Genomic DNA, 24,454 nt, shown 5'->3' with positions numbered 1-24,454 from the left:
TTTAGGGTGTCCTCCTCGCCCTTATCCTATCGAAATTGATCGAGCTAGGAAGAATGCCCAGGTTGTGGCAATTCCTCCCAGGAGGAAGTGAGCTACCCCTACCGCACGACCTTGAATGATGCTCAAAGCACGAGGCTGGATAGAAGGAGCCACTTTCAGTTTGTTGTGAGCCCAAACAATAGACTCAATCAGTTCTTGCCAGTAGCCGCGACCGCTGAACAGGAACATCAGGCTGAATGCCCAAACAAAGTGAGCGCCGAGGAACAGCAAGCCATAAGCAGACAGTGCTGTACCGTAGGACTGAATGACCTGAGAAGCTTGTGCCCAGAGGAAGTCACGCAACCAGCCGTTGATCGTGATTGCACTTTGAGCAAAGTTGCCACCCGTGACATGAGACACGGTGCCATCAGGATTCACAGTACCCCACACATCCGATTGCATTTTCCAGCTGAAGTGGAAGATAGCAATGGAGAGAGAGTTGTACATCCAGAACAAACCTAGGAAGACATGGTCCCAACCAGAAACCTGGCAGGTGCCGCCACGACCAGGACCGTCGCAAGGGAAACGGAAGCCTAGGTTGGCTTTGTCAGGAACTAGGCGAGATCCGCGAGCGAATAGTACGCCCTTGAGCAGGATCAAGACAGTCACGTGGATTGTGAACGCATGGATGTGGTGAACCATGAAGTCCGCCGTACCCAATGCGATTGGCATCATTGCGACCTTGCCGCCGACAGCAACAGCCCCACCACCAAACGCATAACTAGCTGGAGCCAGCGCGTTGGGAGCAGTACCACCTGGAGCTAAGGTGTGAACATTTTGGATCCACTGAGCAAAGATAGGCTGCAACTGAATTGCAGAATCCGAGAACATATCTTGAGGACGACCCAAAGCCCGCATCGTGTCGTTATGAACGTACAGACCGAAGCTGTGGAGGCCCAAGAAAATGCACACCCAGTTGAGGTGAGAAATGATGGCATCCCGATGACGCAGGACACGATCTAGGAGGTTGTTTTGATTTACGACTGGGTCGTAGTCACGCACCATGAAGATTGCAGCGTGAGCAGCTCCACCGACGATGAAGAAGCCACCGATCCACATGTGGTGAGTAAAGATTGAAAGCTGCGTCGCGTAATCCGTCGCCATGTAGGGGTACGGAGGCATCGCATACATGTGCTGAGCCACGATGATGCTCAAGGAACCAACCATTGCTAGGTTGATTGACAGTTGAGCGTGCCAAGAAGTGGTCAGGTTTTCGTAAAGACCCTTGTGGCCTTCGCCAGTAAAGGGACCCTTATGGTTTTCGAGAATGGTCTTGATGCTGTGGCCGATACCCCAGTTGGTGCGGTACTGGTGACCAGCAATCAAGAACAGAACTGCGATCGCCAAATGGTGATGGGCAGTATCAGTCAGCCATAAACCACCTGTCACTGGATTCAGACCGCCTTTGAAGGTCAGGAAGTCTGCATACTCACCCCAGTTCAAGGTGAAGAAAGGAGTTAGACCCTTAGCAAAGCTAGGGAAAATCTCTGCCATTAAGTTGGAGTTCAGGATGAACTCGTGGGGCAGAGGAATCTGATCAGCTGGAACACCTGCATCTAGCAAGGCGTTGATAGGCAGCGCTACGTGGATTTGGTGACCAGCCCAAGACAGCGAGCCCAAACCGAATAGACCAGCCAAGTGGTGGTTGAGCATAGACTCAACGTTTTGGAACCACTCCAGCTTTGGAGCCCGTTTGTGGTAGTGGAACCAGCCAGCAAACAGCATCAGAGCAGCTGCTACCAGACCACCAATAGCGGTGACATATAGCTGGTAGGTATTAGTAAAGCCAGCAGCGCGCCAGAGATAGAAGAAACCAGAGGTGATTTGAATACCTTGGAAACCGCCGCCTACGTCTGCATTCAAAATTTCTTGGCCAAAAATCGGCCAAACCACTTGAGCGCTAGGTTTAACGCCTAGAGGGTTAGCCAGCCAAGCTTCATAGTTTGAAAAGCGAGCGCCATGAAAATACATCCCGCTGAGCCAGATGAACACTACAGCCAGGTGGCCAAAGTGAGCACTGAAGATTTTACGGGATACGTCTTCTAAGTCACTAGTATGACTATCAAAATCGTGAGCGAGGGCATGAAGATTCCAAATCCAAGTAGTGGTTTTGGGTCCTCGAGCGAGGGTCCGGTCAAAGTGCCCTGGTTGCGCCCACTTCTGAAAAGAAGTAGGAACTGGGTCTTTGTCAACGACCACCCTTGCTTTAGCCTCTCGCTCCTGTGGACTAACTGCCATTGAGACTCTCCTCTCTTTAGACAAGGAACGAGGAATCTCCCACCCTCAGAGGTGTTGTGAATTCACCTAGAGCCCTTTTCTGAACCGTTACAGATGCTGAATCCAGATTTATGAGACCTGAACTAAGCTTTGTAACCCCATCTGAATTTGGGATTCAGAAAAGAATGCAATCGCTGTCATTATCATCCCGCGAGAGGTTGAAATATGATGCGGAGTGCCTGAGGGGAGCTTCAAGGTGAATTATAGGCTTGCCTTACGGTGTGTTTACGAAGCAGTTAACAATAATTCAAGTTGTCTAAAGCAGGAGTGGGTCTGAGCTTGGCGTTTTGTGATGCTGGGTCAAATGTCAAGGAGATTTGCATAAGTTCACACAGCGCCATGAAGTGTAAGAAAGTGATTGCTTCTGGAGACTCCTTTGGCAGGTCAGCCCCTAGACTGAAGTTGCGCTCAAAGTCTACGAAAATGGCTGAAAAGCAAGAAAAATGGCTTCTTTCCAAGGCCAAGACCTGGGAATATAGTCTTAAGCCTTAGAGTAATATCGTGCTGTAACTCCGGAATGACTCATACTCAACTGAGGTGCAATCGGGGAGTTAAAGCCTTTTTCGCTTAGTTCCTTAGGAATGATTTGCGTAAAGATTTTTGATGTCGATCGCTTAGGAGTATTGCTGCGTGTTTGTGATGAATTGGCGGTGTGCTGCTAAAGGTTTCGTTTCATTCCTAGTAGCAGTTAGTTTGGTGGTGGGCCTAGTAAGCTGTGGCGATCGCTCCGAAGCGCGACTCCCTGGTCCCGCTGGATCTCCTCAACTTGTCGGGAAAGCAGGCAAAATCTCAGAAGTTTCTCCGCCGGAAGTCATTCAAACACTGCGGCAAAGCTTAGAAAAGTATCAGCCTCAAGTCTCGATTCTTAGCCCTCGCCCCAGTGAGGTGCTGCAAGACAACACTGTACCGGTGCGGTTCCAAGTTACAGATTTACCTCTGTTCAAAGATGCTCAACTGGGCCTAGGGCCACATTTACATGTGATTTTAGACAATGAGCCTTATGAGGCTGTTTATAACGCTGAGCAACCTTTGGTCTTGAAAGATGTAGCACCCGGAACCCATACTCTACGAGTCTTTGCTTCTCGCCCTTGGCATGAAAGCTTCAAGAATGAAGGAGCCTACGCCCAGACTACTTTTCATGTTTTTACTAAGACCCAAGAAAATACGCCTGCTCTGGAACAGCCGCTGCTAACTTATAGCCGCCCTAAAGGAGACTATGGGGCCGAGCCGATCATGCTCGATTTCTACCTCACCAATGCGCCTTTACATTTGGTAGCCCAGGAAGAAGACGATGATGATATCTCTGACTGGCGGATTCGCTGCACTATTAATGGCGAGAGTTTCATCTTCGATCGCTGGCAGCCACTCTATCTCAAGGGTTTTCAGCCTGGTAAAAACTGGGTACAGCTAGAGTTGCTCGATGAGAAGGGCAAGCCGATCGAGAACGCCTTTAACAATACGGTGCGGTTGATCACTTACGACCTCAACGGCCAAGATACGCTGTCTAAGCTAGTCCGAGGAGAGATCACCGCAGAACAAGCGCGTGGCATTGTTGACCCGAACTATAAGTCGGAAACCCCCGCTCCTGGACCTAAAGCGATCGCGCCAGTTCCCAGCCCTGCGGTCAAAGCTCCCACGTTCCCCGAATTTGTAGAGGAGCAACCCTTAGAGGAGCTAGAGGAGCAGCCAGCAGAGGAGCGGCCAGCAGAGGAGCAACCAGAAGAGCAATTTACTCCTACGCCTTTTACCGAAACTCTGCCTGAGCCGAAGGCCAGCCAACCCCCTGTTTCAGTTCCACCTCAGATTCAGCAACCAGAAGCACTCAAACCAGGTGGCTACTTCAATCGCTTCCGGACCCCGACTGAACCGATTTACACCACCCCCAAGCCCAACTTCATCCCTAGAAGCAAGCCAGAAGTGATTGAGGCTCCAGAGCCTGAGACTCTTCCAGAAATTCAGCCCGAACCCGCGATCGCGCCCTCTCTAGAGGAAACGGCTCCTTCCTCCATAACCAAAGAGGAGACAGAATCACCAGTAGTCCCAACAGAGCCTTTAGAGACTGCAAAGCCAAAACCAGGTGGTTTTTTCAACCGCTTCCGCCGTTCAGCACCTAGCCCTGTCATTCCAGTGCCTAGTGCTGTGCCTACTTTGCCAGACTTGCTAGAAGCTCCAGCCTCAGAGAGTTCTAGTGACACAGAGCCAACTTCTGCTGCAATTCCTACTGCATCGCCGGAAGCTGCTGAGAAGCCGACCCAGACTGAAAGCCCTGAAAGTGCAAAACCAACAGGCTTCTTCAATCTGCGATCGCCTGCTCCTAGCCTTGCGCCAGTCATAGAATCTCCAGCAGCCGAGCCAGCACCCACAGAAACGACTGAGCCAACGCCAGTTGACGCCGAAACGCCATCTGCAACGCCTTCTCTAGAAGAGAAAACCAAAGCTCAACCAACTGAATCTAAACCAGGCGGGTTCTTTAATCGTTTTCGTGGTTTAGCTCCTGCCGCGCCCACTCCAACGGTAGCCCCGAGCCTGCCTGAGGTTATCGAGGCACCCGTACCAGAACCAGTGGCACCTTCAGTGGATCAGGTGGCACCCGAAAGTTCTGTCACGGAGCCTGCCCCTATTCCTGAAGCTGCACCTGCTCCCGTAGAACCTAAAGCAACGGCCAAGCCTGGTGGTTTCTTTAATCGCTTTCAGAAGCCAGCCCCTAGTTCTTCTGCGCCAACCGCTGCACCCCCAGCGATCGAGTCTCCAGAAGTAGCACCTAGCGCCGAATCTTCAGAACCCGCGATCGCTCCTAGCCCAGAGCCATCCGTAGCAGAACCCGCAGTTCCTGAGCCAACGCTGGAGTCTAAGTACGGAGACATCTTCGAACGGCTGCATCAGGCGACTCCTGCCCCTGTAATGCCTGCGCCCATTGTGACTCCCACCTTGCCGGAAGTAGTGGTGCCGAAGCCAAAACCAGCTCAACCTAAGCAGACAACCACAATTCGCAAACGTCCGCAGCCAGCGCCTGTAGTTCCACCTGCTGCGCCTAAAGAAGTGCCTATTATTCGGGCTCCGGAGCCATCTGAGCGCTTACAGCAATTGCGCGAAAAGTTTGCGGCTCCTAGCTCACCCGCAGCTACAGATACTGCTGATGACGTAGAAGCTAACACTGGCACTGCAATTGATAATTTAGAGGTAGAACCTGTAGAAGCGCCTTAAAATCCCTGGGGCTAGTTGCTAGGAGATTGCCATGTCCCGCGTTAGAGCCCCAGAATTTCCTCAAAACCGACCCTGGTTGAACACAGCTCATCCTTTGACGCTGCGATCGCTCCGGGGTCGATTTGTTTTATTGGACTTTTGGACCTACGGCTGCATCAATTGCCTGCATATTCTGCCAACTCTGAAATACCTGGAGCAGAAGTACAAAGACAGCCTGACCATAATTGGGATTCACTCTGCTAAATTTACCAACGAGCAAGAGCTAGACAGCATTCGTCAAGCAATTTTGCGCTATGACATTGCTCACCCAGTGCTGGTAGATAGCGATTTTGAAGTTTGGCAGCAGTACGCGGTTCGAGCTTGGCCCACTTTAGTCATCATTGACCCTGCTGGCTATGTGCGGCATTCTTTGACTGGGGAGGTGAGTCGCGATCGCCTAGAAGCTTTCTTGGATGAACTGTTACAAAATTCTCAAACTCAAGAAACTTTGCAGTTAAAAGAGCTGAGTTTCACGCTCGAAAAGCAACAGCAATCCCTGAGCAGTCCTTTTGCTTTTCCCGGCAAAGTTTTAGTCGGTCAGGTGGATTCAGAAGTTTGGTCATTTGTGGCTGACTCTGGACATCATCGGCTGGTCATGACCACGCTAGCGGGTGAAGTACGGCATGTAATCGGTTCGGGAGAGCCTGGGTTAGTGGATGGCACTTTTGTAGAAGCCAACTTTTTTGCACCCCAAGGGATGAGTCTGGATTCAGACCAGTCAATTCTCTATGTAGCCGATACCGAAAACCATGTCTTGCGCCGTGTTGACCTGAAACAGCAACGAGTAGAGACGATCGCTGGTACAGGCATCCAAAACCGTTTAATTCGACCTCAGCAAGGCCCAGCTTTAGAAACGCCGTTAAATTCTCCTTGGGATTTGGTGTTGGTGGGCGATCGCCTCTTCATTACGATGGCAGGGTCACACCAAATCTGGGCTATGCACCTGCCTACTGGATTCATCCAAACCTATGCGGGCACTGGTGCAGAAGCGGGTGTAGATGGAGAACCAACCCAAGCAGCTTTTGCTCAGCCCAGTGGCATCACTACCGATGGACAAGAGCTTTATGTTGCAGACAGCGAGATCAGTTCCATCCGGGCAGTTGGTTTAGGGGCAAACTATCAAGTCAGGACTATCTGTGGCAGCGGTCAGTTATTTGATTTTGGGGACGTAGATGGCATTGGGGAAGAGGTGCGGCTACAGCACTGTTTAGGAATTACCTACGCTCAAGGAAATTTATGGGTTGCGGATACCTACAACCAAAAAATCAAGCAAATCAACCTCAGCACTCAGCTCTGCCAAACCCGTTTAGGCAATGGGAAATCTGGTCATCAAGATGGGCAAGGCATCACCAGTACCTTTGCAGAACCCTCTGGTCTTAGCGTTTGGGATAACTGCCTCTATGTGGCGGATACCAACAACCATGCTATTCGCTGCGTAGCCCTTGATACTTTGAGTGTAACGACGCTGGCTTTCCCAGGACTGTGTGCCCCAACGCTCTGTTTTCCAGAATTTACGACTGAATCCCAGGTGACACAGGTGTCAGATTGACTCTCCAAGTGCCGACATGGAAAGTGTCTCCTCAGACTATTAAGGCTCTGACGCACCCAGCACTTGGAGAATTCGGTTGACATTATTTAGTTCACCAACGATGCGTCGAACTGGACGGGGCCAAACTCTCACTAGTGTTGGCGTAGCAGAAACTTGGTCTGTCTCGGCTTGCTCTGGATGCTTCAAAATGTCAATAACTTTGAGTGTGTAAGGATGATGCAGCGAAGTTTCTAAGAGTTCATGCAGAGTTTGCAAGGTGCGTTCAGTGGCGGCACTATGCCCAGATACAAATAGCCGCAGTACATAGCCTTGTGCCGTTCGCTCAGGGGGAGGGGTTGTCTCGTCTGGATCAGGCGATCGCCCAGGAACAGCATTGTCCCAACGAGAAAAGTTTTGATCGAAGCGCACAATCAATTCATGAGATTCCCATAGCTGGGGAAACTGACGGCGATGCATTGCCAGAACGACTGGCTCACACAAGTTATTTGTGATGGGAACTGGCTGCCAAACTAAATGTTTTGTCTCAAATAAAGCATTGAGTAAAGCTTGATGACGCAAAACCGGAGGGTAAGCCTCGGCAACAACTCGTACCTGCTGGGTTTGTGGGTCTAGCCAGCGATCGATTGTGGCTGTATAACAAGGCACCAGAAAATGAGGAGGCTCCGACAAACCCAAAATTTCTTGCAAAGCCACGCACAAATGTAAATGCCAACGCTTTTGCTTACTTGGGTCTATGCAATAGATCAAATCCCCTTTAGGCGTAAATAGGGCAATGCCTTTGAATAGTTGTGGTGGGGCAGAGCGAACTTGATTCAAGAGATATTTACAGTTGAGAAGATCATATGAAGATTGTAGAGATTTAATCTGGTGCTGCGGTTAACGGGCACATAAAAAAGCAACCACTTTCTAGATGAAAGCAGTTGCTTGAAGTGAATAACTCGCTTAAACAGTCTGTTTTCTGCTTAAAGCTTTACAGGTGAAGCCAGTGAAAAAGGTCTAACCCTTATTGCTGAGTTAGCTGCCTCTTGCTAGATACGGCCTCTCAGGGTCATCGCCATTTCATTCGCCTTAGGCGATGCTTCTAGTGCGGTTTCCTCGGTAATCCGACCTGCTTCATACAGTTTGTACAGAGACTGGTTCATCGTACACATACCGTCAAAGGTACATTTCGGAATGATCGCCTCAACTTCATCCACTTCGCCCCGCTTAATGTAGTCACGGATGGCGTCAGTGTTGATCATGATTTCGTGAATCGCAGCCCGTTTGCCGTCGGTCGTCCGCACGAGACCCTGAGCAATGACACCGATGAGAGATTCTGCCACCTGAATCCGCATGGGGCCTTGCTCCTCTGGGTTATAGAGGTTCAAAATCCGCTCAATCGTTTTCACAGCGCTGTTGGTGTGCAGAGTACCAAACACTAAGTGACCTGTTTGTGCTGCCTTAAGTGCCGTGTTCACTGTCTCGCGATCGCGCATCTCCCCAATTAGGATGATGTCTGGGTCTTCCCGCAAAGAGGCTTTCAGGGCGTTATCAAACTTGAGGGTGTTAATCCCTACTTCCCGCTGCTTGATCAGCGATCGCCGACTTTTGTGGACGAATTCAATCGGGTCCTCAATGGAGATGATGTTTTTGGGCATCTCCTTATTGATGTAGTCGATCATCGCCGCCATCGTGGTGGACTTACCCGAACCCGTTGGCCCTGTCACCAAAATCAAACCCTTGTGATAGTGACAAAAGTCACGGAAGACTTGAGGTAGACTGAGTTCCTCCATCGTCAAGATCTTCACTGGGATTAATCGCAGTACCATTGCAGGCCCATGTAGGGAATCAAAAATATTGATCCGGATACGGGCAAATTCGTACTGAGAAGCACCGTCAAAATCTAGAGTGTCCTGAAAGCGCCGAATTTCTTCATCCGACAAAATCTCTCGCAACCACCCCATAAAGGTTGCTTCATCAGATACGGGATAATTGGTGGTGTCAATTTCTCCTCGGTTCCGGAATCGAGGTATTTCACCTACACCTAAGTGAACATCAGAAAAGCCTTTGTCAAACGCTTCCCGGACCAACTGCTCTAGAGTAGGTGCGCCAGTATTGGTTTTGCGAGCTGCGTTCGGAGCACTCGGAGGTGCGCCAGGACGGTGTCCAGCAGGAACCCCAGCAGGGACCCCAGGAGGCGCTGGAGGAGGTGCCATTGGAGGAGGCGCAGGATTTTGAACTGCGGTAGCAGCTGGCATAGGCATCGTCTGCGGAGGCATTTGCTGAGTAGCTCCTGTAGGTACAGTAGTGGCAGCAGACCGCATGGGGGGTGGAGGCGGTGGAGGGACGCGGGGACCAGGAGCAGGGGGCGGCGAGGTGGGTGGGCGCTGTGATTCTGTCATATACTACTTCTCTACAAGAACGCTGAGATGCAAACAACCCGTAGAAGTCTGTCAAGCCGATGCAGATTTGACTGGGAAAAGCTTCAAATTCCCGACTGCCTTAACTTCCTAGATGAAAGGCTTGACTTTTTTGTCAGGATACGCAACTACCTATCATTCCATAGAGTAACTGCAAAACTTTTCTAACGTATATACCCAAGCCAAAGATTTTGGTCAAAGCATTTGATTGACTTCCATCTCGATCAGGGTTCCCCGTAACTTTGTCAAAGGATCAAAGCGAATGAAATTGCTATGTCTTATGCCTCAGCGAAGCATTGAGTGACAGGTACTAGGAGAGACAGGTATCGGGTATAAGTGTTATGAAGTGAGGCAGGGTTGGCAGAGGCCATTAGCCTAGGAAAAGCCTTTGCGTGAGTTGTGATTTAAGAGCGATTCAGTTCAATGCAGCAATTTCCCATTCGAGTTTGCGTGACGTTAGGCACCCGCCCAGAAGCCATCAAAATGGCCCCTGTGATTCAACAGTTTCGGCGTTCCGACCTTTTTGACACGCATGTAGTTTTGACAGGTCAACATCGAGAAATGGTTGCCCAGGTCATGCAACTATTTGATCTGCAAGCCGATCAAGACTTGGCGATTATGCAGCCTCAGCAAACCCTGACTGATATCACTTGTCGCAGTTTGCAAGGGTTAGAGCGTCTATTTAAGGAGATTGAGCCGCAAATCGTTTTGGTGCAAGGCGATACCACTACAGCATTTGCTGCTGCGATCGCAGCGTTTTACCAAAAAATTCCGGTGGGTCATGTCGAAGCGGGTTTGCGGACAGACGACCTCTACAACCCTTACCCAGAGGAAGCAAATCGTCGGTTGATTTCGCAACTGACTCAGCTTCATTTCGCTCCGACCAGTTTGGCTGTGGAGCATTTGCAGCGCTCTGGCGTGGTCGGCGAAATTCACCAAACAGGTAATACGGTGATTGATGCCTTGCTATCTGTGGCAGCGCAGCGCCCTATCTGTAATATTCCTGGTTTAGATTGGCAGCAACATCGAGTACTTCTAGCTACCGTACATCGTCGGGAAAACTGGGGTGAGCCTTTGCAAGATATTGGTCAAAGCTTTCTCCAAATTCTGGATAAATTCCCTGATACCGCTTTACTACTACCGCTACACCGCAATCCAACGGTACGAGAACCCTTGCAAGCGCTTTTAGGCAAGCATCCTAGAGCCTTTCTGACTGAACCTCTAGATTATGCTGATTTGGTTGGAGCGATCCAACGCTGTCATTTGCTGCTTACGGACTCTGGGGGGCTGCAAGAAGAAGCTCCGAGCTTGGGCAAACCTGTGTTGGTGTTGCGGGAAACCACAGAACGACCCGAAGCGATCGCGGCTGGTACTGCCAAGTTAGTTGGGACACGCCCCTCTGACGTTGTGAGCGCAGCATCTAACCTCCTAAGCAACCCCACAGCTTATGAAGCGATGGCAACGGCGGTTAACCCCTTTGGCGATGGACGAGCGGCTGAGCGAATCTTGCAGATTGTGACTCAATATTTTGGTTGATTGTTTGGGTGGAGCAAAAACAGTAACTGTTCAATTTTCTATGGGTGGCTCAACCTGAGGCGGACGCTGCTGATCTAGCAAATTTTGCTTGGAGGTTTTGAGCTGGTGCCATAAAGCCCGAATTTCCTCATAAGCGTCTTGAGGAGAGATTTTGCCGCCTGCCTCTAAGCCACAAATGATAGAGACTCGCTGGGTAAACTCTTGCAAGTTGGCGTTAAAGGCTAAGTATTCGGGTGTGAACTCACCGTAATACCGCCCCACAGGATAGAAAAACTTATTTTTATTAATGTCATTGGTGCCTGTATTGTCCGCCACAACAATTACCCCAGCCGTATAGTTCGGTGTTTCGTGCCTAAAATCTAGCTTGCCCGCATTGAGCGCTCTTTTCACGATAGGCTTGTGAGCGTCCTTTAACATTCGCCCCAGGGTTATAGAACTAGACTTTGAAGATTTGAAGAGAGAAATATGCGCCACGGATCAGAGAAGTTGATGTTAGTTGAAGACTGGGCGATCACGGCCAATTGCTTTGACTATTTCTATCGCCGCCGCTGGTTGATCCACGACGAATACAGCCTCAGGCGCTAGATCTCGAAAAAAAGTTTGGCTAGGGTCGTTCTCGTTTAACAAAATGACTTTTTTCTGAGCCTTGATCGCGAGGGCAATTTCTGAGGCCGTACCCGCACCCATGCCGCAGGCAATCACAACCTCGCTAGAGAGAACATTAATGTTGTTGCGGGCACTGCCCATATCTGTCAAAACTGCAATATCGATCGCATCTGATAGGGCGCTCTTGTCAGCCGTGGGCAGAATTCCTATCGTGAGTCCGCCTGCTTGTTTGGCACCTTGGCTAGCGGCATGCATCACGCCACTGTTGCGTCCCCCCGTCAGCAAAACCCAGCCTTCGGCAGCAATAAGTTGACCTACTGTATAGGCGTTTTGTAGGTCTGTTGCAGTTGCTGTAGGGCCAGGCCCCATGACTCCAATGACCACTTTTGGCATGATTTTACTGCGATTAATTAGGTAAAGTGCTGTTGAAGCTTCAAGATCCAGGCGCGCTTGCCTGAAAACTAAAGCCGTTGTTTTACAGCTTGACGAAGTTCTTCTAGCCGAACTGTGCGACCCGCTCCAGAACCGGGGCACTCCGTTTGAACGCGATCGCGATGGGCACAAATCCGGGGAAGTTGGCGAATCCCAAAGGCATTGGTAGGGGTTGGGACAAGTTTCACCGGGTCATTAATGCCATAGCGCTTGCACAACGTGGTGCAAAGAGCCACAGCCGATTGAAATTGCGTAGGAGTGATGGTAGCGCTGCTGTAAACTCCATCAAAGGCGACTCCCAGCCCATCATTAATTACATCGTGAGCACCCCGTTTGCGCTCAAAGCGAGCTTCATAAATTCTGCCACTAGGCATGATCACGTAGTGATAGCCAATATCGCTCCAGCCATTACCGCCTACATGGCCTTGCCAGAGCTGCCGCATCCGCTGAATTTCTGTGTTCTGGCTAGCACTAGGCGACAAAGTCGGGCTAATGAAAGTGTGATGAATTGTAATCCGCTGGGGTTGCAGGTTGGCTACGTCAGAAGGAGTTGGTTTGTTGGTCCAAATGCTGCGCGGCTGAACTTGTAATTCCGCAGGCAGAACCTCTAAGGTGGTTTGGGCTCGGTCTTGGTCGGAGCCAATAATCTCAATCAGGCGCTTGCCAGACCCATGCAATAGCAGACTCGCTTGCCATCGCCCTGCTTGGACTCGTGGACGAGCCAGTTCGATCCTTTTGTCAGCTCTAAGAATTAACTGATCCCCATCTTGGTAAGCATCTGCAAAACCGCTCAGAATAAACGCTGCTTCTGCACGCACGTTTTTAGGCAGGAGAGCAAAGCGCAGGCGAGACGAGATGATGGGTTTTGGAGCCTCAGCCACCACTTCGATCGGCACATCGACGCTTTCATTTGCGATCGCCACTTCTAGCTGACGGTTACCGGGTTGTAAAAACACAAACTCCACCCGCCAAGCCCCATCTTGTCCCACGGCTGGTCCGGAAGTTTTGATTTGGTCATCAATGGTTAAAGCAATTATTTTGCCAGCATTTTCGGCAGAGGTAGTCCCTACTATGGAGAATTTCTGCTTAACTAGCACCGGAGCTGTGGGGGCTTGAAGAACTTTGAGCATTCGTGTTGCACCTTAGAGCAGCTGTAAAGAAATTATGGAAGCAGAAGGTCTAGTCGCTGAATGAAATACTAGTTTTTTTTATAAAGAGATTTCAGTTGAATTCAAAGGCTAATTTCAGCGCAGATAGGGCTAAAGCTTGGTTGAGGCTGAGTTCCTACTACTGAGTAGCCTATAATTCAAGTACAGGTCGATTCCCTTAGATTGATTGTTTTTTAGAGTTGATTTGATGATTGGTTATCGCAATTCTGAGCCGAATTGAATGAAGTTAAACTCATCGATTCAGGACGCAAGCTGTTACCTAAAGTCGCTAAAATGGCAGATTTCTTGCCCCCGATAGAGACTTTTAATGGCAACTACTTAGACAATAATAAGGGCTAGATAGTAGGTAAAAATTGATGGCGGGACAGGTGCTGTTGGTAGATGATGAACCAGGTTTGCGCGAGGCAGTGCAGGCTTATTTGGAAGACAGCGGTTTTGCTGTAGATGTTGCGGGTAATGCTCAAGAAGGCTGGCAACTTTTACAACAAAGGTTACCTGACCTAGTGATTTCTGATGTAATGATGCCGCAAGTAGACGGCTACCAGTTTCTCAAACAAATGCGGGAAGATCCACGCTTTAAAACGCTGCCCGTGGTCTTCTTGACAGCTAGAGGCATGACTAGCGATCGCATTCAGGGATACCAAGCAGGCTGTGATGCTTATCTGCCCAAACCCTTTGACCCAGATGAACTAGTTGCGATCGTGGAGAATCTGTTAGAGCGACGAACTTCTAGAACGGGCACTGAGGATGGAGACACTCCAGATATTGCTGATATGGCTCGTCAGATTGCTGAGATTAAAGCCCTCTTGACGCAGCGCAACGGGATCTCAACCACTCCAACGTCGATTCCGATTGATTTTACTCCGCGTGAGCAGAGCGTTCTTGACCTTGTCTCCGAGGGCTTGATGAATAAGGAAATTGCTCGTCGCCTCGATACCAGTGTGCGGAACGTAGAAAAGTATGTCAGCCGCCTATTCAGCAAAACTGGAACCAATAGCCGAACTGAACTAGTACGGTACGCCCTTGAGCATGGCTTGACGAAATGATTGCTTCTTCAGAGTAGTTACAAATATTCAAGAAGTAATGAGCTGGAACCTAGAATATTTTTAACTTAGATGGATTTAGATTAAGTTTTCGTCATCTTAGGTCTCAATCTGAGAAGGACTGATATTCTCAGTAGAATTCCTTAGACGTGGAGACCGCTATGAAATCTTCTCAACATTTGGGTCAATCACTCTCGATGGGCTTACTTTTGGTAGTTAGCAGTATTGGTATTGTGGGCTTAGTGGCTCTGCAAAGTGGAGCCTTGAGATAAGAAAACTTTACGCTTCTTGATTTTTAGAACCAAACTTTTCAAATATAAAATTGCAGGAGCTACTGAGAGGTAGTCTATTCGGTCGCTATCTCCAGTGCTTCAGCAAAAGTGATTATTAGGGTTACAGGCGCTGTAGTAAGTTCAGGCCGTGGGTGTCGGTCCCACAGGTGTTCAAGAGCTGGTGGTGAGCTGCTAATTGCTGAACTTGCTGTGTTTGGTCGGGACTTGGTTTCCAGGGGTTGGGGTTGTTGTAGGCATAGTAAGCTTCCACGCCATCGATCCCTAAGTGAGCCGCCGCTTGAATCAAATCTACGGGCGATCGCCGATAGCGGGCGGGGTGGGCCAACACTGCTAAACCCCCAGCCCTCTGAATTGCACCGATGACACTCGCTGCCTGGTAAGCATTCCCCTGAACCGATCGGTGTTGCAGATAAAGCTGCAAGCAGGGATGGGTGGGGTCAAAAGCATAGCCCAGAATGTGAACTTCGATCCCTAAAAGATTCGCGTTGATTTCCACGCCTGTCCATAGGTAAGGCACTGATTGACAAGCATTAGTGCTAGCGCCTCTGACAGAGCTGGAGCGCCACTTCCAGTCATCTAAGTATTGCTGGGCCACTCGGTAGCCGCTGACACTGTGGTGATCCGTGATCGCTAAACCTTTCAGACCGATCACGATCGCCTGTTCAATCAAATCTTCCGGTTGCAGTTGACCATCGGAATGAACCGTGTGCATGTGGAAATTGAAAGAGCGAGGACAGCTATCAGCACGAATTGTTGCCAAGACCCGTCTGAGAGCTGGCATGTTCTGCGCTGCTGGCCTAGAAACAGCAACCGGAGCAGGATTAACCGCCATATGCGCCTAGTAAATTAAGGTCAGTTCGTCTACTATAGCCAAGTTTAAACTTGGTCATCGGGATGCAATTGAACACCGAATCTTCCCGAAGTTGGGAAACGATTACATTAAGCCCATCTAACTGAAGTGAGGGCTAGGAAACGGGTAGAGCAAAGCCTGAAAGTAGTCAAAAGTTCTGATGGAATAAAGCCGCTCCAGCCTGAGCAGCATTGCCTTGAATGTGGTGAGTGGTTGATGCTTTCAATCCTAGGCCCTACCTTAATGCAGCGAGAGCCTATATTCGGCTGAGCAGGGAAGCTACACCCAGGCTGGATATCAATGAGCGGTCTTGAGCGGTTTTGAACTTAACAATGAAATTTTTGAAGTAGGTGCATCAAGCTTAACCCAAATTCAGCCGAGCGGGGCTGAAGTGGGAACTTTCCAGAGAGACTTAAACAGGGTGTTTAAATAAAGTATCGAGATAAACGCGGGCGGCTCGGCGATCGCCATCTCCGTTTTGAAGTAAAAACAGCGACAATGCTGCCGCAAAGACACGGTCTTGATCCCAATCAGGATGGGATTCGAGATAGTGGGAAAGAGATTCGTGAAGGGCTTCAGGAATTTCTGCCAGGATGCTGACGGTTGCGTTCATTAGAACCTCTACTCTTGGACCAAGGTGAACTGGATGGGATGTGGCTTAGCGCTTGTCTTACAGCAAAAGGGTTACAGCAGAAAGTAGCGCCGATCTAGCTTGCGGTAACACCTTTCACCCACAATCTGATGGGACATCAGCTGTCAGGTTAAGCTAGCGCGCTCAGCAACTGCTACGGGCTCCAACTACGATCATCGGAACTCCGCGTTGCATTTAAGTGGGTCGCATCATTTTGCGCTATCAGGGGGGAGGGTTGTCAATGCTTCGAAATGTTGCGATCGCTTTTAGATAAAAAAAAGATTTACGAGAGAATCAATGTTTAAGGGCTTTTCTTGTTACTTTTGTTTACAAAAATCTAGCTACTCTCATTTCTGAAGGGGGTTAACTGAAAAATCCCCAAATTGGCACAAAGCTAAGGTCTCACCCACTTTGCCTGTGGAAAACTTTGACTAACCTGTGGAAAACCTAGGCTGTTTCTGTGGAAAGCTTGTGGAAAAGGTGGGAAAAAGTTTAGGGAATGATAAGAATTACAAAAAAATCAGCAGGGCGGCTAGTTAAGCAGGGCAGAAAACTTGGGAATGGCCTCAGACAGGTGATCCCAGCGGTAGAGAGCGCTTGCGAGTGTTAAGCAAGTTTTTTGGCATCACCTAGGAAGGATCGGCGGGAGGATGAGGCTGGCTTAATCGTTGGAGCGTGACTTGCACACCCAATGCCAGTAAACCCAAAGCCGCGAAGCCAAATACGCCTGCGCCTAGCGCTACGATTCCAACCACTAGAGTTCGGACGGCAGAAGCAATATTGAGTACGACAGTGCTATCGGAGTGAATGGGTTTAGCTGCAAAGGTGGCGGCGATCGACATCGTGAGTTTGTAGCCAGCAAAGGCAAGGCTACCTGCAATCAAAGCACCGCTCAAACAACGGAAGGGGCCAGGAAGGGCTTGAGCTTCTGAATCTGAGTTGGACTTAGGAGGAGGCGTGAGGTTAGCCATAATTTTTCCTGTAGAAAGGGGACAGGCAGATTAAACCGAGCGGGAAGAGGCAATCCGAATACTGGTATTGGTGAGTGGAGCCGTCCAAAGTTCTAGATCTGTGTCTGCGATCGCCGCTTTTACCCGATCTCGTACTTGTTCGGCTTGGGCGGACGATTCGGTAAGCGCGAAAACCGTAGGGCCAGAACCAGACATCATCGTACCTAATACGCCTTGCTGCTGAAACTGCTCTCGTAAACGCAACACTTGGGGATATTCTGGCAACACAATTCGCTCTAGGTCGTTGTAGAGGCGTTGACCAATGTCAGTGCTGTTGCGATGAGCGATCGCCGCTACCATCGGGCCTGAGTGCACCCGCTGTCTCCGGGTTTCTAGCTCCTGAGTATTGGACACGTAAGTATGACCAAACTGCTGCCGAAAGGTTTGGTAGGCCCAAGCGGTAGAGACCGAAAGGCTGCGGTACTTAGCCAGAACGACATGGAGCTGGTTTAGGTCTGGTAGAGGCGCGAGTTCTTCGCCACGGCCTGTCGCTAGCATGGTGCCGCCGACAATGCAAAAGGGCACATCTGAGCCTAAGCGAGCCCCTAGTTCTTGCAGTTCTGACTGGGTCAGGCCCAGTTGCCACATCAGGTCTAATCCGACCAGCACTGCTGCTGCGTTGGTTGAACCCCCTGCCAAGCCAGCCCCGACCGGAATTTGTTTATGAATATTGATTTCTACGCCACCATACTGAGCAAAGGTGTCAGGAAATTCTGCGGCCATCAGCGCTGCGGCTTTATAAGCTAAATTTCGCTGATCGATCGGAACTTCTGGATGGTTGCAATGCACTCGGATGTGGTCGGTAGAAAGTGGGCGCAAATCAATGCGATCGCAGAGGTCAACGCTTTGGAGCACCATTGCCAACTCATGGAACCCATCTGGGCGATCGCCAATGATTTCTAGGTGCAGATTAATTTTGGCTGCGGCAGTTAAGGAGTAGGAGCGCATGCAGGTGTCAACAAATTACTTAAAGCCACCCATTCAGCCACGCTCAAATCTTCGGCGCGAACTTGCGGGTTCACGTTTAATTGTTCCAGCAATTGAGTCAGGCGATCGCGATCGATCACACTTTTCAAATTATTTCGCAACATCTTGCGCTTGGTAGCAAAGCCCATTGTGACCAAACTAGCTAGTTGTTTGGGATCTTGGGCAGGTGGTTCTGTGGGTCGGGGGCGTAAGCGCACCACAGCCGAATCTACCTTGGGTGGCGGCTCAAATGCTTTGGCAGGGACATCACAAATGAACTCACACGCCGCTAAATACTGTACCCGGACCGATAAAGCGCCATAAGTTCTAGAACCGGGTTTGGCACACAGGCGATCGGCAATTTCTTTTTGCACCAATAACACAATCGATTCTAGCGGCGAGGCAGCAGGCTCAGCGATATTGCCTAACAGCTTTTCTAGAATGGGTCCAGTAATGTAATAGGGAATGTTGGCAACAACTTTTTTAGGAGCTTGAAACTGTGGAAAAGCTGCTAAATGAGCCTCTAAGTCTAAAGTTAAAAAATCACCTTGGAGCAATAAAAAGTTGGCTGTTGAGCCTAATTTCTTGGCTAATAGCGCACATAAATCTCGGTCAATTTCTACCGCCACAACTGATTGGGCTTGTTGTAGTAATTGCCGCGTTAAAATGCCTGTGCCAGGGCCAATTTCCAGCACGCGATCGCTTGGTGATAGAGCCGCAGCCTTAATGATTTGATTGAGAGCTTTTTCGCTCCGCAACCAATGCTGACCAAATTGTTTTCGAGTCGGAGGTGCCATTAGTTTATTCTACGAGGGCGATCGCACTTCTTTGAGAAAATTGGATTTGGGTGTATCACAACAGCATTGAAGTTATGAAACTGAAGCTTCCCCTTTTGGTGGGCTCCGGGATAGTGGCGATCGCAACCGTAGCAGGACTCAGTTACAGGGTGCATCAGAGCTCGGTTCCTGCCGCAAACCCCAGCACTAACTCCACTGAGCCATCAATCGGGATATCCGAAAGGGCCTCTGCAAAAGTGATTCAGTCGCAAAGTTGCCTCACCTTAGTCAGCGATCCGATGCCACCCTTAAATGTGCGCTCTAGCCCAGTGGTCGCCTCAGGCAATGTGGTGGGACAGCTCGCCAATGGCACCCGCCTGTCTGTAGTGCTAGAACAAGACGAATGGTTTCAAGTCAACACTCCGATTGCAGGTTGGGTTTACAAAACTCGGACTCTCACGAGTTGCCCCACAGCTAATGGCGTTCCTGCTCGCGGATCTACCTCGGCTCCTGCTAGCTCTAGCCAGCCTGCAGATGCTGGCCCTACTTTGTTAGCGACCGCCACCGAGCAATACCAAGCAGGTAATTTGGAGGTGGCAATGGCTTTAGCCAAAGCGGTGCCCCAAGATAGCCTTGCCTATGCCGAAGCTCAGCTAGCGATCGCCCAGTGGCAACAAGATTGGCAACAGGCAAAAACTCGCTTTCAAGCCGCGCAACAAGCTTTCGAAGAGCAGCGATGGCAAGATGTCTTGAGCCAAGTGAATGGGTTTCCGGAGATTCGCTTCTGGAAAGAGAAGTTAACACCAGTGGTAAAGGCCACCATTGAGCAGCAGGGCCACACGAGTGGAAACTACGACAATAAAACCAAGTCGATTACCCTCGCTGACAATAACCGTCCTACTACGGTGGCTGGCCGTTTTGCTAGTTCGGGAGTCCACCAATACCTGCTGAGCGCAGTTCAAGGGCAAACTCTCACAATTGATACTGGCGGCTTAGGCCCTTTACCCATCATCATGGCCCCAAACGGTACCTTGCTGGTTGAGACAAGCAATTGGCCCACACGCTGGACAGGCAAACTACCGCTCAGTGGCACCTACAAGCTCAAGCTCGATTCTCGATCGCAACCCTATGATTATGCCTTTTCAGTCCAACTTGACTGAGCTTCATCGGTTGGTTGAATTCTGGCTCTGAGACTCTGTAGAACCTTGACCTCAATTCCTCCATCCAACCCCTCTACGGATTTCATTCATATGCCTCCTCAATTTCACAGAATGCTTGGAACTGGTCTGCTCACACTGGTGTCCTTGGTCTGTGTTGCCTGCGCTTCAGCCCCCGAACCGGACTTAACAGCGAGCCCCAGCCCGACAGCCCCCACAACCCCAGCGACTCCAGGCTCTAGTCCCGCAGCCGTTCCTCCCTCGACGGCGCAACCCCTCAAGTCTTTTCCCGTTAATAATGCTCAGGACGGTGAGCCAGCTGTACAGGTGGAAAACTGTGTCGTAACTCAGGCGATCGCGGCTGATCCCAATCCCCCTCTAAATATTCGTTCTGAGCCAGAAGTTCAACCTGATAATGTAGTCGGCACTCTCAAAAACGGCTCTTGGCTGTCAGTAGTGGCCGAGAGAGATGGCTGGTTTCAGATCAGGTCATTGGATGGCAATGAAGTTGCGGGTTGGGTCGCCAAAAATCGGACTGAGAGCAATTGCAACCAAAAGACAGCCCGGATTGCGCTTCCTCAAGCAGGTGGAACGGTGGCGATCGCCGATCGCTTTGTCGGCACTGGTAGCCACAAGTATGTATTCAGGGCTAATCAAGGCCAAACCTTAACCGTTACGAATCAAAAAGATGTCTTCCCTAACATCTTGGCTCCCACAGGCCAGCCTTTGATTTCCGAGAATTATGATGAAAATCGGCAAAACTGGACTGGTGAACTTCCCGCTACCGGAGAGTACACCTTGGAGCTAGACTCAAACTTCAAAGGCTACGATTATGCCTTCTCCGCTCAAGTGAAATAGGGAATCTATGCGTCCAGTTGTAGTGTTGCTTCTAGCTGTGGGATTGGCATCGGGAAGTTATTGGGTTGCCAATCAGGTGAAGCAGACGCAATCTAATAGAGTGACAGAAACTAGAGTGGCAGGAACTGCTCCAGCGATCGCGGCAGCGGGAGACATCGCTTGCGATCCCAACAGCCCCAACTTTAACCAGGGACGAGGAACCGCCACAGCTTGCCGGATGCAGGCGACAGCCCAGCTTTTACTCAACGAAGATCTAGCCGCTGTTTTGCCCCTCGGTGATTTGCAATACGAAGTTGGCAGCGCTGAGGGCTTTCAAAAATCTTATGACCCTAGTTGGGGCAAGCTTAAGTCGATTACTCGGCCAGTCGTAGGCAATCATGAGTACGCCACTCCGGGCGCTGCTGCCTATTACCGCTACTTTGGGGCAGCCGCAGGCGATCCGCAGCAGGGGTATTATAGTTACGACCTTGGACAGTGGCACATCATTGCGCTGAATTCTAATTGCTCCCAGGTAGGGGGGTGCCATCGAGGTTCACCTCAAGAGCGATGGCTCAAAGCAGACTTGGCAGCGCACCCGAGGAAATGCACCTTAGCTTATTGGCATCACCCCCGCTTCTCTTCTGGGCATCATGGCAACGACCCCAACACTCAGGCTTTTTGGCAAACGCTTTATGCTGCGGGCGTAGATGTTGCCTTGGCAGGGCATGACCATCACTATGAGCGTTTTGCTCCCCAAACTCCGCAAGGCAAGCTAGACCCCGATCGCGGTATACGTCAGTTTGTGGTGGGAACCGGGGGTAAGAATCACTATGAATTGGATGAGATTCAACCGAATAGCCAGGTGCAAAACGCCGATACCTATGGCGTCTTGAAACTGACCTTGCACCCAACCAGCTATGATTGGCGCTTTATTTCTGTAGCTGGCAAGAGTTTTGCAGACTCCGGTAGCAACCCTTGTCACTGAGGGAGTTGCTGCGTGCTGGTGGTGTCAAAGCTGACTAAGAGCATTGAGGCGTAGGCGATCGCACCGGGGAGCGCCAGCAGGGCTGTCGTATTTCCTGCGCCCTGAGCGGAGACAACTAGCATTTACGTAAAAACCGAACGAGGAATCTGTTCGTACGAAATCGTACTGAATCTTTTCAGCGATCGCCTTATTCTCAAAGAAGATCAGTATTTGGGTTGCAAGTGCCGAACCTGACTGATGGCCTTCAATCGAGTCACTGAATAGAACTTGCAGCTTTTAAGCTTAAAAACTTAACTCATCTAAACGACTAGACAACGAATCAAGCACTTTTGTCTTTTGAGCAGAATTGTATGTGCCCATTATCTGCCGAGTTTGGCTGTACCTTCTCTAATAAGACCAGACCTACGGAGACAACTTGCCCTCCAAGGTTGATGAAAGAGTTACAAGTGCTAGTGGTTGATAACGACCCCGATTCTAGACATTTGCTGACTGCGCTGTTTGCAATTTATGGAATCAGGACGATTGCTGCAGCCTCGGCCTGCGAAGCGCTAGCAATTCTGCAAGATATTAAACCAGATCTGTTAATCAGCGAACTTGCCTTACCCGGCCAGGATGGTTACTCCCTGATGCCGCAGGTAAAAGCTCTAGAGAGTAGACACCAAGCTCACATCCCCGCGATCGCCCTGACTGGATACCACAGGAAGGATGACCGTGATCATGCCCTAGCCGTTGGCTTTCGCAAGCTTTTAGCTAAACCTGTTGATATTGACGAGTTAATTGCCACGGTTGCTGACCTAACTGAATCCTATCAACTGGTGCCTACAACATGAATGCAACCACCTTTACGCAACAGGTAGCCGCGATGTCCGATCGCTTAAGCGATTTATATAAAGGCATCGGCACCTCTTCTACCTTATCGCCCACTCTATTACCCTCAGCCCTAAAAGAACTAGGCATTGCCTCTGAGCGACTTCAGGTGGCAGCCAACTTACTCAACCAGCAGAATCAGCAACTATTATTGGCTAGCCAAAGCGTCGCAACTGAGCGCCAACGCTATCAAGAATTGTTGGAATTCATTCCAGATGCTTGTTTGATCACGGATGCTGCTGGGGTCATTCAGCAAGCCAATCAAGCGGCTACCAAGTTATTGAATCTTCCACCCTCTTTAATCACAGGTCGCTTACTCACAGCTTTTGTGCCTCAAGAAACTCGGCCACAGTTTCAAGGTGAGCTACAACGGCTCCAACAAAGATCTTGGAAACATGAATGGCAGGTGCAATTGCAGCCACATCAAGGCGTTGCCTTTAATGCCAGCATTCTGGTCGAAGTAAGTTGCCAAGACTCTAGCCAACCACCCCTGCTGCGCTGGCTCTTGCGCTATCTCAGCGATCATCAGCCGTCTGACCATACCCCTAACCTGAGCTATCCTTTGCGAACCTATCACAAAGGGGAAACCATTCCTTTAAGTCTGCAAGGAATTTGGCAGGTGCAGTCAGGACTGGTGAAATTAACCACTTTTTCGCAAACAGGACAAGAAATATTGGTTGGCTTAGCAGGGGCTGCAGCGCCCTTCGGCCCTAGCCTCACTGCCCTAACGCTCTATGAAGCGACTGCCCTGGCTGATACTCAGCTATGGTGCATTCCCCTTAGCGATTACGCGACCTCTCCGGAGCTACAGCAACGCCTTCTGCCGCAAATTAGCCAACGGCTTAAACAAACTGAGCTGTTGTTAACTGTTTATGGTCAACTCCGAGTTTCAGACCGCTTATACAGTTTGTTGCAGTTATTAAAGCAGGAAGTGGGGCAGCCGATTACTGGGGGGACTCGGCTAAGCGTGCGCCTGACTCATGAAGACCTCGCGATCGCTTGTGGCACCACTAGAGTCACCATTACCCGCCTACTTAGACAATTTCAGCAGCATCAAATACTGAGAGTAGACTCCCAGTATCACTTCATTTTGCTGGAGGGTAACAGTGGCGCTTCTCTAGCTGTCCTCCCACTTAGCAAAGTTACATCTGCCAAAGTTACCTCTATAAAGAGGGAAGATTTGCCCGTGACTCAAGGAGTGCAATTGTGATGGGTCATCAAACAAGCATTTCTCAAAGCTCTAGAACCAATGATACGTCTGAGATGCAGCGTCAAGTAGCAGAAGAACAACGGCAGGCAGCAGAGCAGCAAAGGCAGCAAGCAGAAATTCAGCGAGCTTTAGTAACCCAGCAACACCTTCAAGCAGCGGCGTATTATGAAGCGGCTGAGCAGCAAAGGTTGCTTGCTGAAGAAATTCGGGTCAGTGCTGAGGCTGAACGAATAGAGGCAGAGACGCAGCGGCAACTGTCTGAGCGGTTGCGGGTCTCAGCAGAAAGCCTACGACAAGCAACTGAGGAAGCCCGACAAGTGGCTGAAGTAGCCCGACAAGCGGCGGAGGAAGCGCGAGTGGCAGCCGAGATGCTACGACGGACGGCTGAAGACGTTCGCCAGTCTACCCTTGAGCAACAGCTCGTGTTAGAGGAAATGCGTCACACTGCCGCAAAGCTCGATCGCCAACGCCTAGAATTGGCGCAAATGGATCTGAGGTGAGCTTCAGTAGATAATTCATTGAGGGGGTAAAATTCCGCACATCCAGGTGAAACGATTGAACACCTCTATTTCCCCGTTG

Annotated in this window: 21 protein-coding genes; 10 read left to right on the top strand and 11 right to left on the bottom strand. The window is 50.1% G+C overall.

Going from position 1 to position 24,454, the window contains the following annotated elements:
- Nucleotides 1-21: 21 nt before the first annotated feature.
- Nucleotides 22-2,277, bottom strand: a complete 2,256-nt coding sequence (psaA, locus tag KME12_05385) for a photosystem I core protein PsaA (GenBank protein ID MBW4487204.1) — start codon at nt 2,275-2,277, stop codon at nt 22-24.
- 675 nt (nt 2,278-2,952) lie between these two features.
- On the opposite strand from psaA, the gene KME12_05380 reads away from it, so the two are divergent.
- On the top strand, nt 2,953-5,520 hold the full coding sequence (locus KME12_05380) for a hypothetical protein (protein ID MBW4487203.1): 2,568 nt from the start codon (nt 2,953-2,955) through the stop codon (nt 5,518-5,520).
- A 31-nt stretch (nt 5,521-5,551) separates the two neighbouring features.
- Nucleotides 5,552-7,108: a redoxin domain-containing protein gene (locus KME12_05375; GenBank protein MBW4487202.1), complete on the top strand. Its 1,557-nt coding sequence runs from the start codon at nt 5,552-5,554 to the stop codon at nt 7,106-7,108.
- Nucleotides 7,109-7,147: 39 nt separating this feature from the next.
- Here KME12_05375 and KME12_05370 read toward each other — a convergent pair whose 3' ends face one another.
- Both KME12_05370 and KME12_05365 read right to left on the bottom strand, forming a co-directional pair.
- Nucleotides 7,148-7,924: a circadian clock KaiB family protein gene (locus tag KME12_05370; GenBank protein ID MBW4487201.1), complete on the bottom strand. Its 777-nt coding sequence runs from the start codon at nt 7,922-7,924 to the stop codon at nt 7,148-7,150.
- 212 nt (nt 7,925-8,136) lie between these two features.
- Nucleotides 8,137-9,489, bottom strand: coding sequence for a type IV pilus twitching motility protein PilT (locus tag KME12_05365; protein ID MBW4487200.1), 1,353 nt, complete (start codon nt 9,487-9,489; stop codon nt 8,137-8,139).
- 441 nt (nt 9,490-9,930) lie between these two features.
- Here KME12_05365 and wecB point away from each other — a divergent pair, with 441 nt between their 5' ends.
- The gene (gene wecB / locus KME12_05360; GenBank protein MBW4487199.1) at nt 9,931-11,043 is read left to right on the top strand and encodes a UDP-N-acetylglucosamine 2-epimerase (non-hydrolyzing); all 1,113 of its coding nucleotides are present in this window, start codon (nt 9,931-9,933) and stop codon (nt 11,041-11,043) included.
- A 30-nt stretch (nt 11,044-11,073) separates the two neighbouring features.
- Here wecB and KME12_05355 read toward each other — a convergent pair whose 3' ends face one another.
- The 3 genes from KME12_05355 to KME12_05345 all read right to left on the bottom strand — a co-directional run bounded on the left by KME12_05355 (nt 11,074) and on the right by KME12_05345 (nt 13,211).
- Entirely contained in the window at nt 11,074-11,331 is a 258-nt protein-coding gene (locus tag KME12_05355; protein ID MBW4487198.1) for a hypothetical protein, read from the bottom strand.
- A 204-nt stretch (nt 11,332-11,535) separates the two neighbouring features.
- Entirely contained in the window at nt 11,536-12,042 is a 507-nt protein-coding gene (locus KME12_05350) for a TIGR00725 family protein (protein MBW4487197.1), read from the bottom strand.
- Between the two features lie 68 nt (nt 12,043-12,110).
- Nucleotides 12,111-13,211, bottom strand: coding sequence for a peptidoglycan recognition protein family protein (locus tag KME12_05345; protein ID MBW4487196.1), 1,101 nt, complete (start codon nt 13,209-13,211; stop codon nt 12,111-12,113).
- Nucleotides 13,212-13,606: 395 nt separating this feature from the next.
- On the opposite strand from KME12_05345, the gene KME12_05340 reads away from it, so the two are divergent.
- Nucleotides 13,607-14,296 (top strand): response regulator transcription factor, encoded by a 690-nt coding sequence (locus KME12_05340; protein ID MBW4487195.1) that lies wholly within the window; start codon nt 13,607-13,609, stop codon nt 14,294-14,296.
- Nucleotides 14,297-14,686: 390 nt separating this feature from the next.
- Here KME12_05340 and KME12_05335 read toward each other — a convergent pair whose 3' ends face one another.
- The 5 genes from KME12_05335 to rsmA all read right to left on the bottom strand — a co-directional run bounded on the left by KME12_05335 (nt 14,687) and on the right by rsmA (nt 18,840).
- On the bottom strand, nt 14,687-15,418 hold the full coding sequence (locus tag KME12_05335; protein ID MBW4487194.1) for a PHP domain-containing protein: 732 nt from the start codon (nt 15,416-15,418) through the stop codon (nt 14,687-14,689).
- Between the two features lie 430 nt (nt 15,419-15,848).
- Nucleotides 15,849-16,049: a DUF2811 domain-containing protein gene (locus KME12_05330; protein MBW4487193.1), complete on the bottom strand. Its 201-nt coding sequence runs from the start codon at nt 16,047-16,049 to the stop codon at nt 15,849-15,851.
- A 647-nt stretch (nt 16,050-16,696) separates the two neighbouring features.
- Nucleotides 16,697-17,038 carry a DUF3082 domain-containing protein gene (locus KME12_05325; protein MBW4487192.1) on the bottom strand — a complete coding sequence of 114 codons (342 nt, stop codon included), beginning with the start codon at nt 17,036-17,038 and terminating at the stop codon, nt 16,697-16,699.
- A gap of 30 nt (nt 17,039-17,068) precedes the next feature.
- On the bottom strand, nt 17,069-18,025 hold the full coding sequence (locus KME12_05320; GenBank protein MBW4487191.1) for a 4-(cytidine 5'-diphospho)-2-C-methyl-D-erythritol kinase: 957 nt from the start codon (nt 18,023-18,025) through the stop codon (nt 17,069-17,071).
- The gene (rsmA, locus tag KME12_05315; GenBank protein ID MBW4487190.1) at nt 18,007-18,840 is read right to left on the bottom strand and encodes a 16S rRNA (adenine(1518)-N(6)/adenine(1519)-N(6))-dimethyltransferase RsmA; all 834 of its coding nucleotides are present in this window, start codon (nt 18,838-18,840) and stop codon (nt 18,007-18,009) included. Before rsmA ends, KME12_05320 begins: the two co-directional genes overlap by 19 nt.
- Before the next feature lie 74 nt (nt 18,841-18,914).
- Between rsmA and KME12_05310 the strand changes: the two genes are divergently transcribed.
- The 6 genes from KME12_05310 to KME12_05285 all read left to right on the top strand — a co-directional run bounded on the left by KME12_05310 (nt 18,915) and on the right by KME12_05285 (nt 24,375).
- Nucleotides 18,915-19,979, top strand: a complete 1,065-nt coding sequence (locus tag KME12_05310; GenBank protein ID MBW4487189.1) for an SH3 domain-containing protein — start codon at nt 18,915-18,917, stop codon at nt 19,977-19,979.
- 90 nt (nt 19,980-20,069) lie between these two features.
- Nucleotides 20,070-20,834 (top strand): SH3 domain-containing protein, encoded by a 765-nt coding sequence (locus KME12_05305; GenBank protein ID MBW4487188.1) that lies wholly within the window; start codon nt 20,070-20,072, stop codon nt 20,832-20,834.
- Between the two features lie 7 nt (nt 20,835-20,841).
- Nucleotides 20,842-21,798 (top strand): metallophosphoesterase, encoded by a 957-nt coding sequence (locus KME12_05300; GenBank protein ID MBW4487187.1) that lies wholly within the window; start codon nt 20,842-20,844, stop codon nt 21,796-21,798.
- Nucleotides 21,799-22,229: 431 nt separating this feature from the next.
- Nucleotides 22,230-22,628: a response regulator gene (locus KME12_05295; GenBank protein ID MBW4487186.1), complete on the top strand. Its 399-nt coding sequence runs from the start codon at nt 22,230-22,232 to the stop codon at nt 22,626-22,628.
- Nucleotides 22,625-23,875: a helix-turn-helix domain-containing protein gene (locus KME12_05290; GenBank protein ID MBW4487185.1), complete on the top strand. Its 1,251-nt coding sequence runs from the start codon at nt 22,625-22,627 to the stop codon at nt 23,873-23,875. Before KME12_05295 ends, KME12_05290 begins: the two co-directional genes overlap by 4 nt.
- Nucleotides 23,875-24,375, top strand: coding sequence for a hypothetical protein (locus KME12_05285; protein ID MBW4487184.1), 501 nt, complete (start codon nt 23,875-23,877; stop codon nt 24,373-24,375). The genes KME12_05290 and KME12_05285 overlap by 1 nt, the downstream gene beginning before the upstream one ends.
- Nucleotides 24,376-24,454 lie beyond the last annotated feature (79 nt).

This window comes from Trichocoleus desertorum ATA4-8-CV12, assembly GCA_019358975.1.
GTDB lineage: Bacteria > Cyanobacteriota > Cyanobacteriia > FACHB-46 > FACHB-46 > Trichocoleus > Trichocoleus desertorum_A.
This window is presented reverse-complemented; position numbering and strand designations above follow the sequence as displayed.

Excerpts from the sequence above, each read along its gene's own strand:
- KME12_05330 (MBW4487193.1), bottom strand. The coding sequence starts at position 16,049 with ATGAACGCAACCGTCAGCATCCTGGCAGAAATTCCTGAAGCCCTTCAC.
- KME12_05290 (MBW4487185.1), top strand. The coding sequence starts at position 22,625 with ATGAATGCAACCACCTTTACGCAACAGGTAGCCGCGATGTCCGATCGC.
- KME12_05340 (MBW4487195.1), top strand. The coding sequence starts at position 13,607 with ATGGCGGGACAGGTGCTGTTGGTAGATGATGAACCAGGTTTGCGCGAG.
- KME12_05295 (MBW4487186.1), top strand. The coding sequence starts at position 22,230 with ATGAAAGAGTTACAAGTGCTAGTGGTTGATAACGACCCCGATTCTAGA.
- psaA (MBW4487204.1), bottom strand. The coding sequence starts at position 2,277 with ATGGCAGTTAGTCCACAGGAGCGAGAGGCTAAAGCAAGGGTGGTCGTT.
- KME12_05320 (MBW4487191.1), bottom strand. The coding sequence starts at position 18,025 with ATGCGCTCCTACTCCTTAACTGCCGCAGCCAAAATTAATCTGCACCTA.
- KME12_05375 (MBW4487202.1), top strand. The coding sequence starts at position 5,552 with ATGTCCCGCGTTAGAGCCCCAGAATTTCCTCAAAACCGACCCTGGTTG.
- KME12_05335 (MBW4487194.1), bottom strand. The coding sequence starts at position 15,418 with ATGGCGGTTAATCCTGCTCCGGTTGCTGTTTCTAGGCCAGCAGCGCAG.
- KME12_05285 (MBW4487184.1), top strand. The coding sequence starts at position 23,875 with ATGGGTCATCAAACAAGCATTTCTCAAAGCTCTAGAACCAATGATACG.
- KME12_05305 (MBW4487188.1), top strand. The coding sequence starts at position 20,070 with ATGCCTCCTCAATTTCACAGAATGCTTGGAACTGGTCTGCTCACACTG.
- rsmA (MBW4487190.1), bottom strand. The coding sequence starts at position 18,840 with ATGGCACCTCCGACTCGAAAACAATTTGGTCAGCATTGGTTGCGGAGC.
- KME12_05325 (MBW4487192.1), bottom strand. The coding sequence starts at position 17,038 with ATGGCTAACCTCACGCCTCCTCCTAAGTCCAACTCAGATTCAGAAGCT.
- KME12_05300 (MBW4487187.1), top strand. The coding sequence starts at position 20,842 with ATGCGTCCAGTTGTAGTGTTGCTTCTAGCTGTGGGATTGGCATCGGGA.
- KME12_05310 (MBW4487189.1), top strand. The coding sequence starts at position 18,915 with ATGAAACTGAAGCTTCCCCTTTTGGTGGGCTCCGGGATAGTGGCGATC.
- KME12_05365 (MBW4487200.1), bottom strand. The coding sequence starts at position 9,489 with ATGACAGAATCACAGCGCCCACCCACCTCGCCGCCCCCTGCTCCTGGT.
- wecB (MBW4487199.1), top strand. The coding sequence starts at position 9,931 with ATGCAGCAATTTCCCATTCGAGTTTGCGTGACGTTAGGCACCCGCCCA.
- KME12_05350 (MBW4487197.1), bottom strand. The coding sequence starts at position 12,042 with ATGCCAAAAGTGGTCATTGGAGTCATGGGGCCTGGCCCTACAGCAACT.
- KME12_05345 (MBW4487196.1), bottom strand. The coding sequence starts at position 13,211 with ATGCTCAAAGTTCTTCAAGCCCCCACAGCTCCGGTGCTAGTTAAGCAG.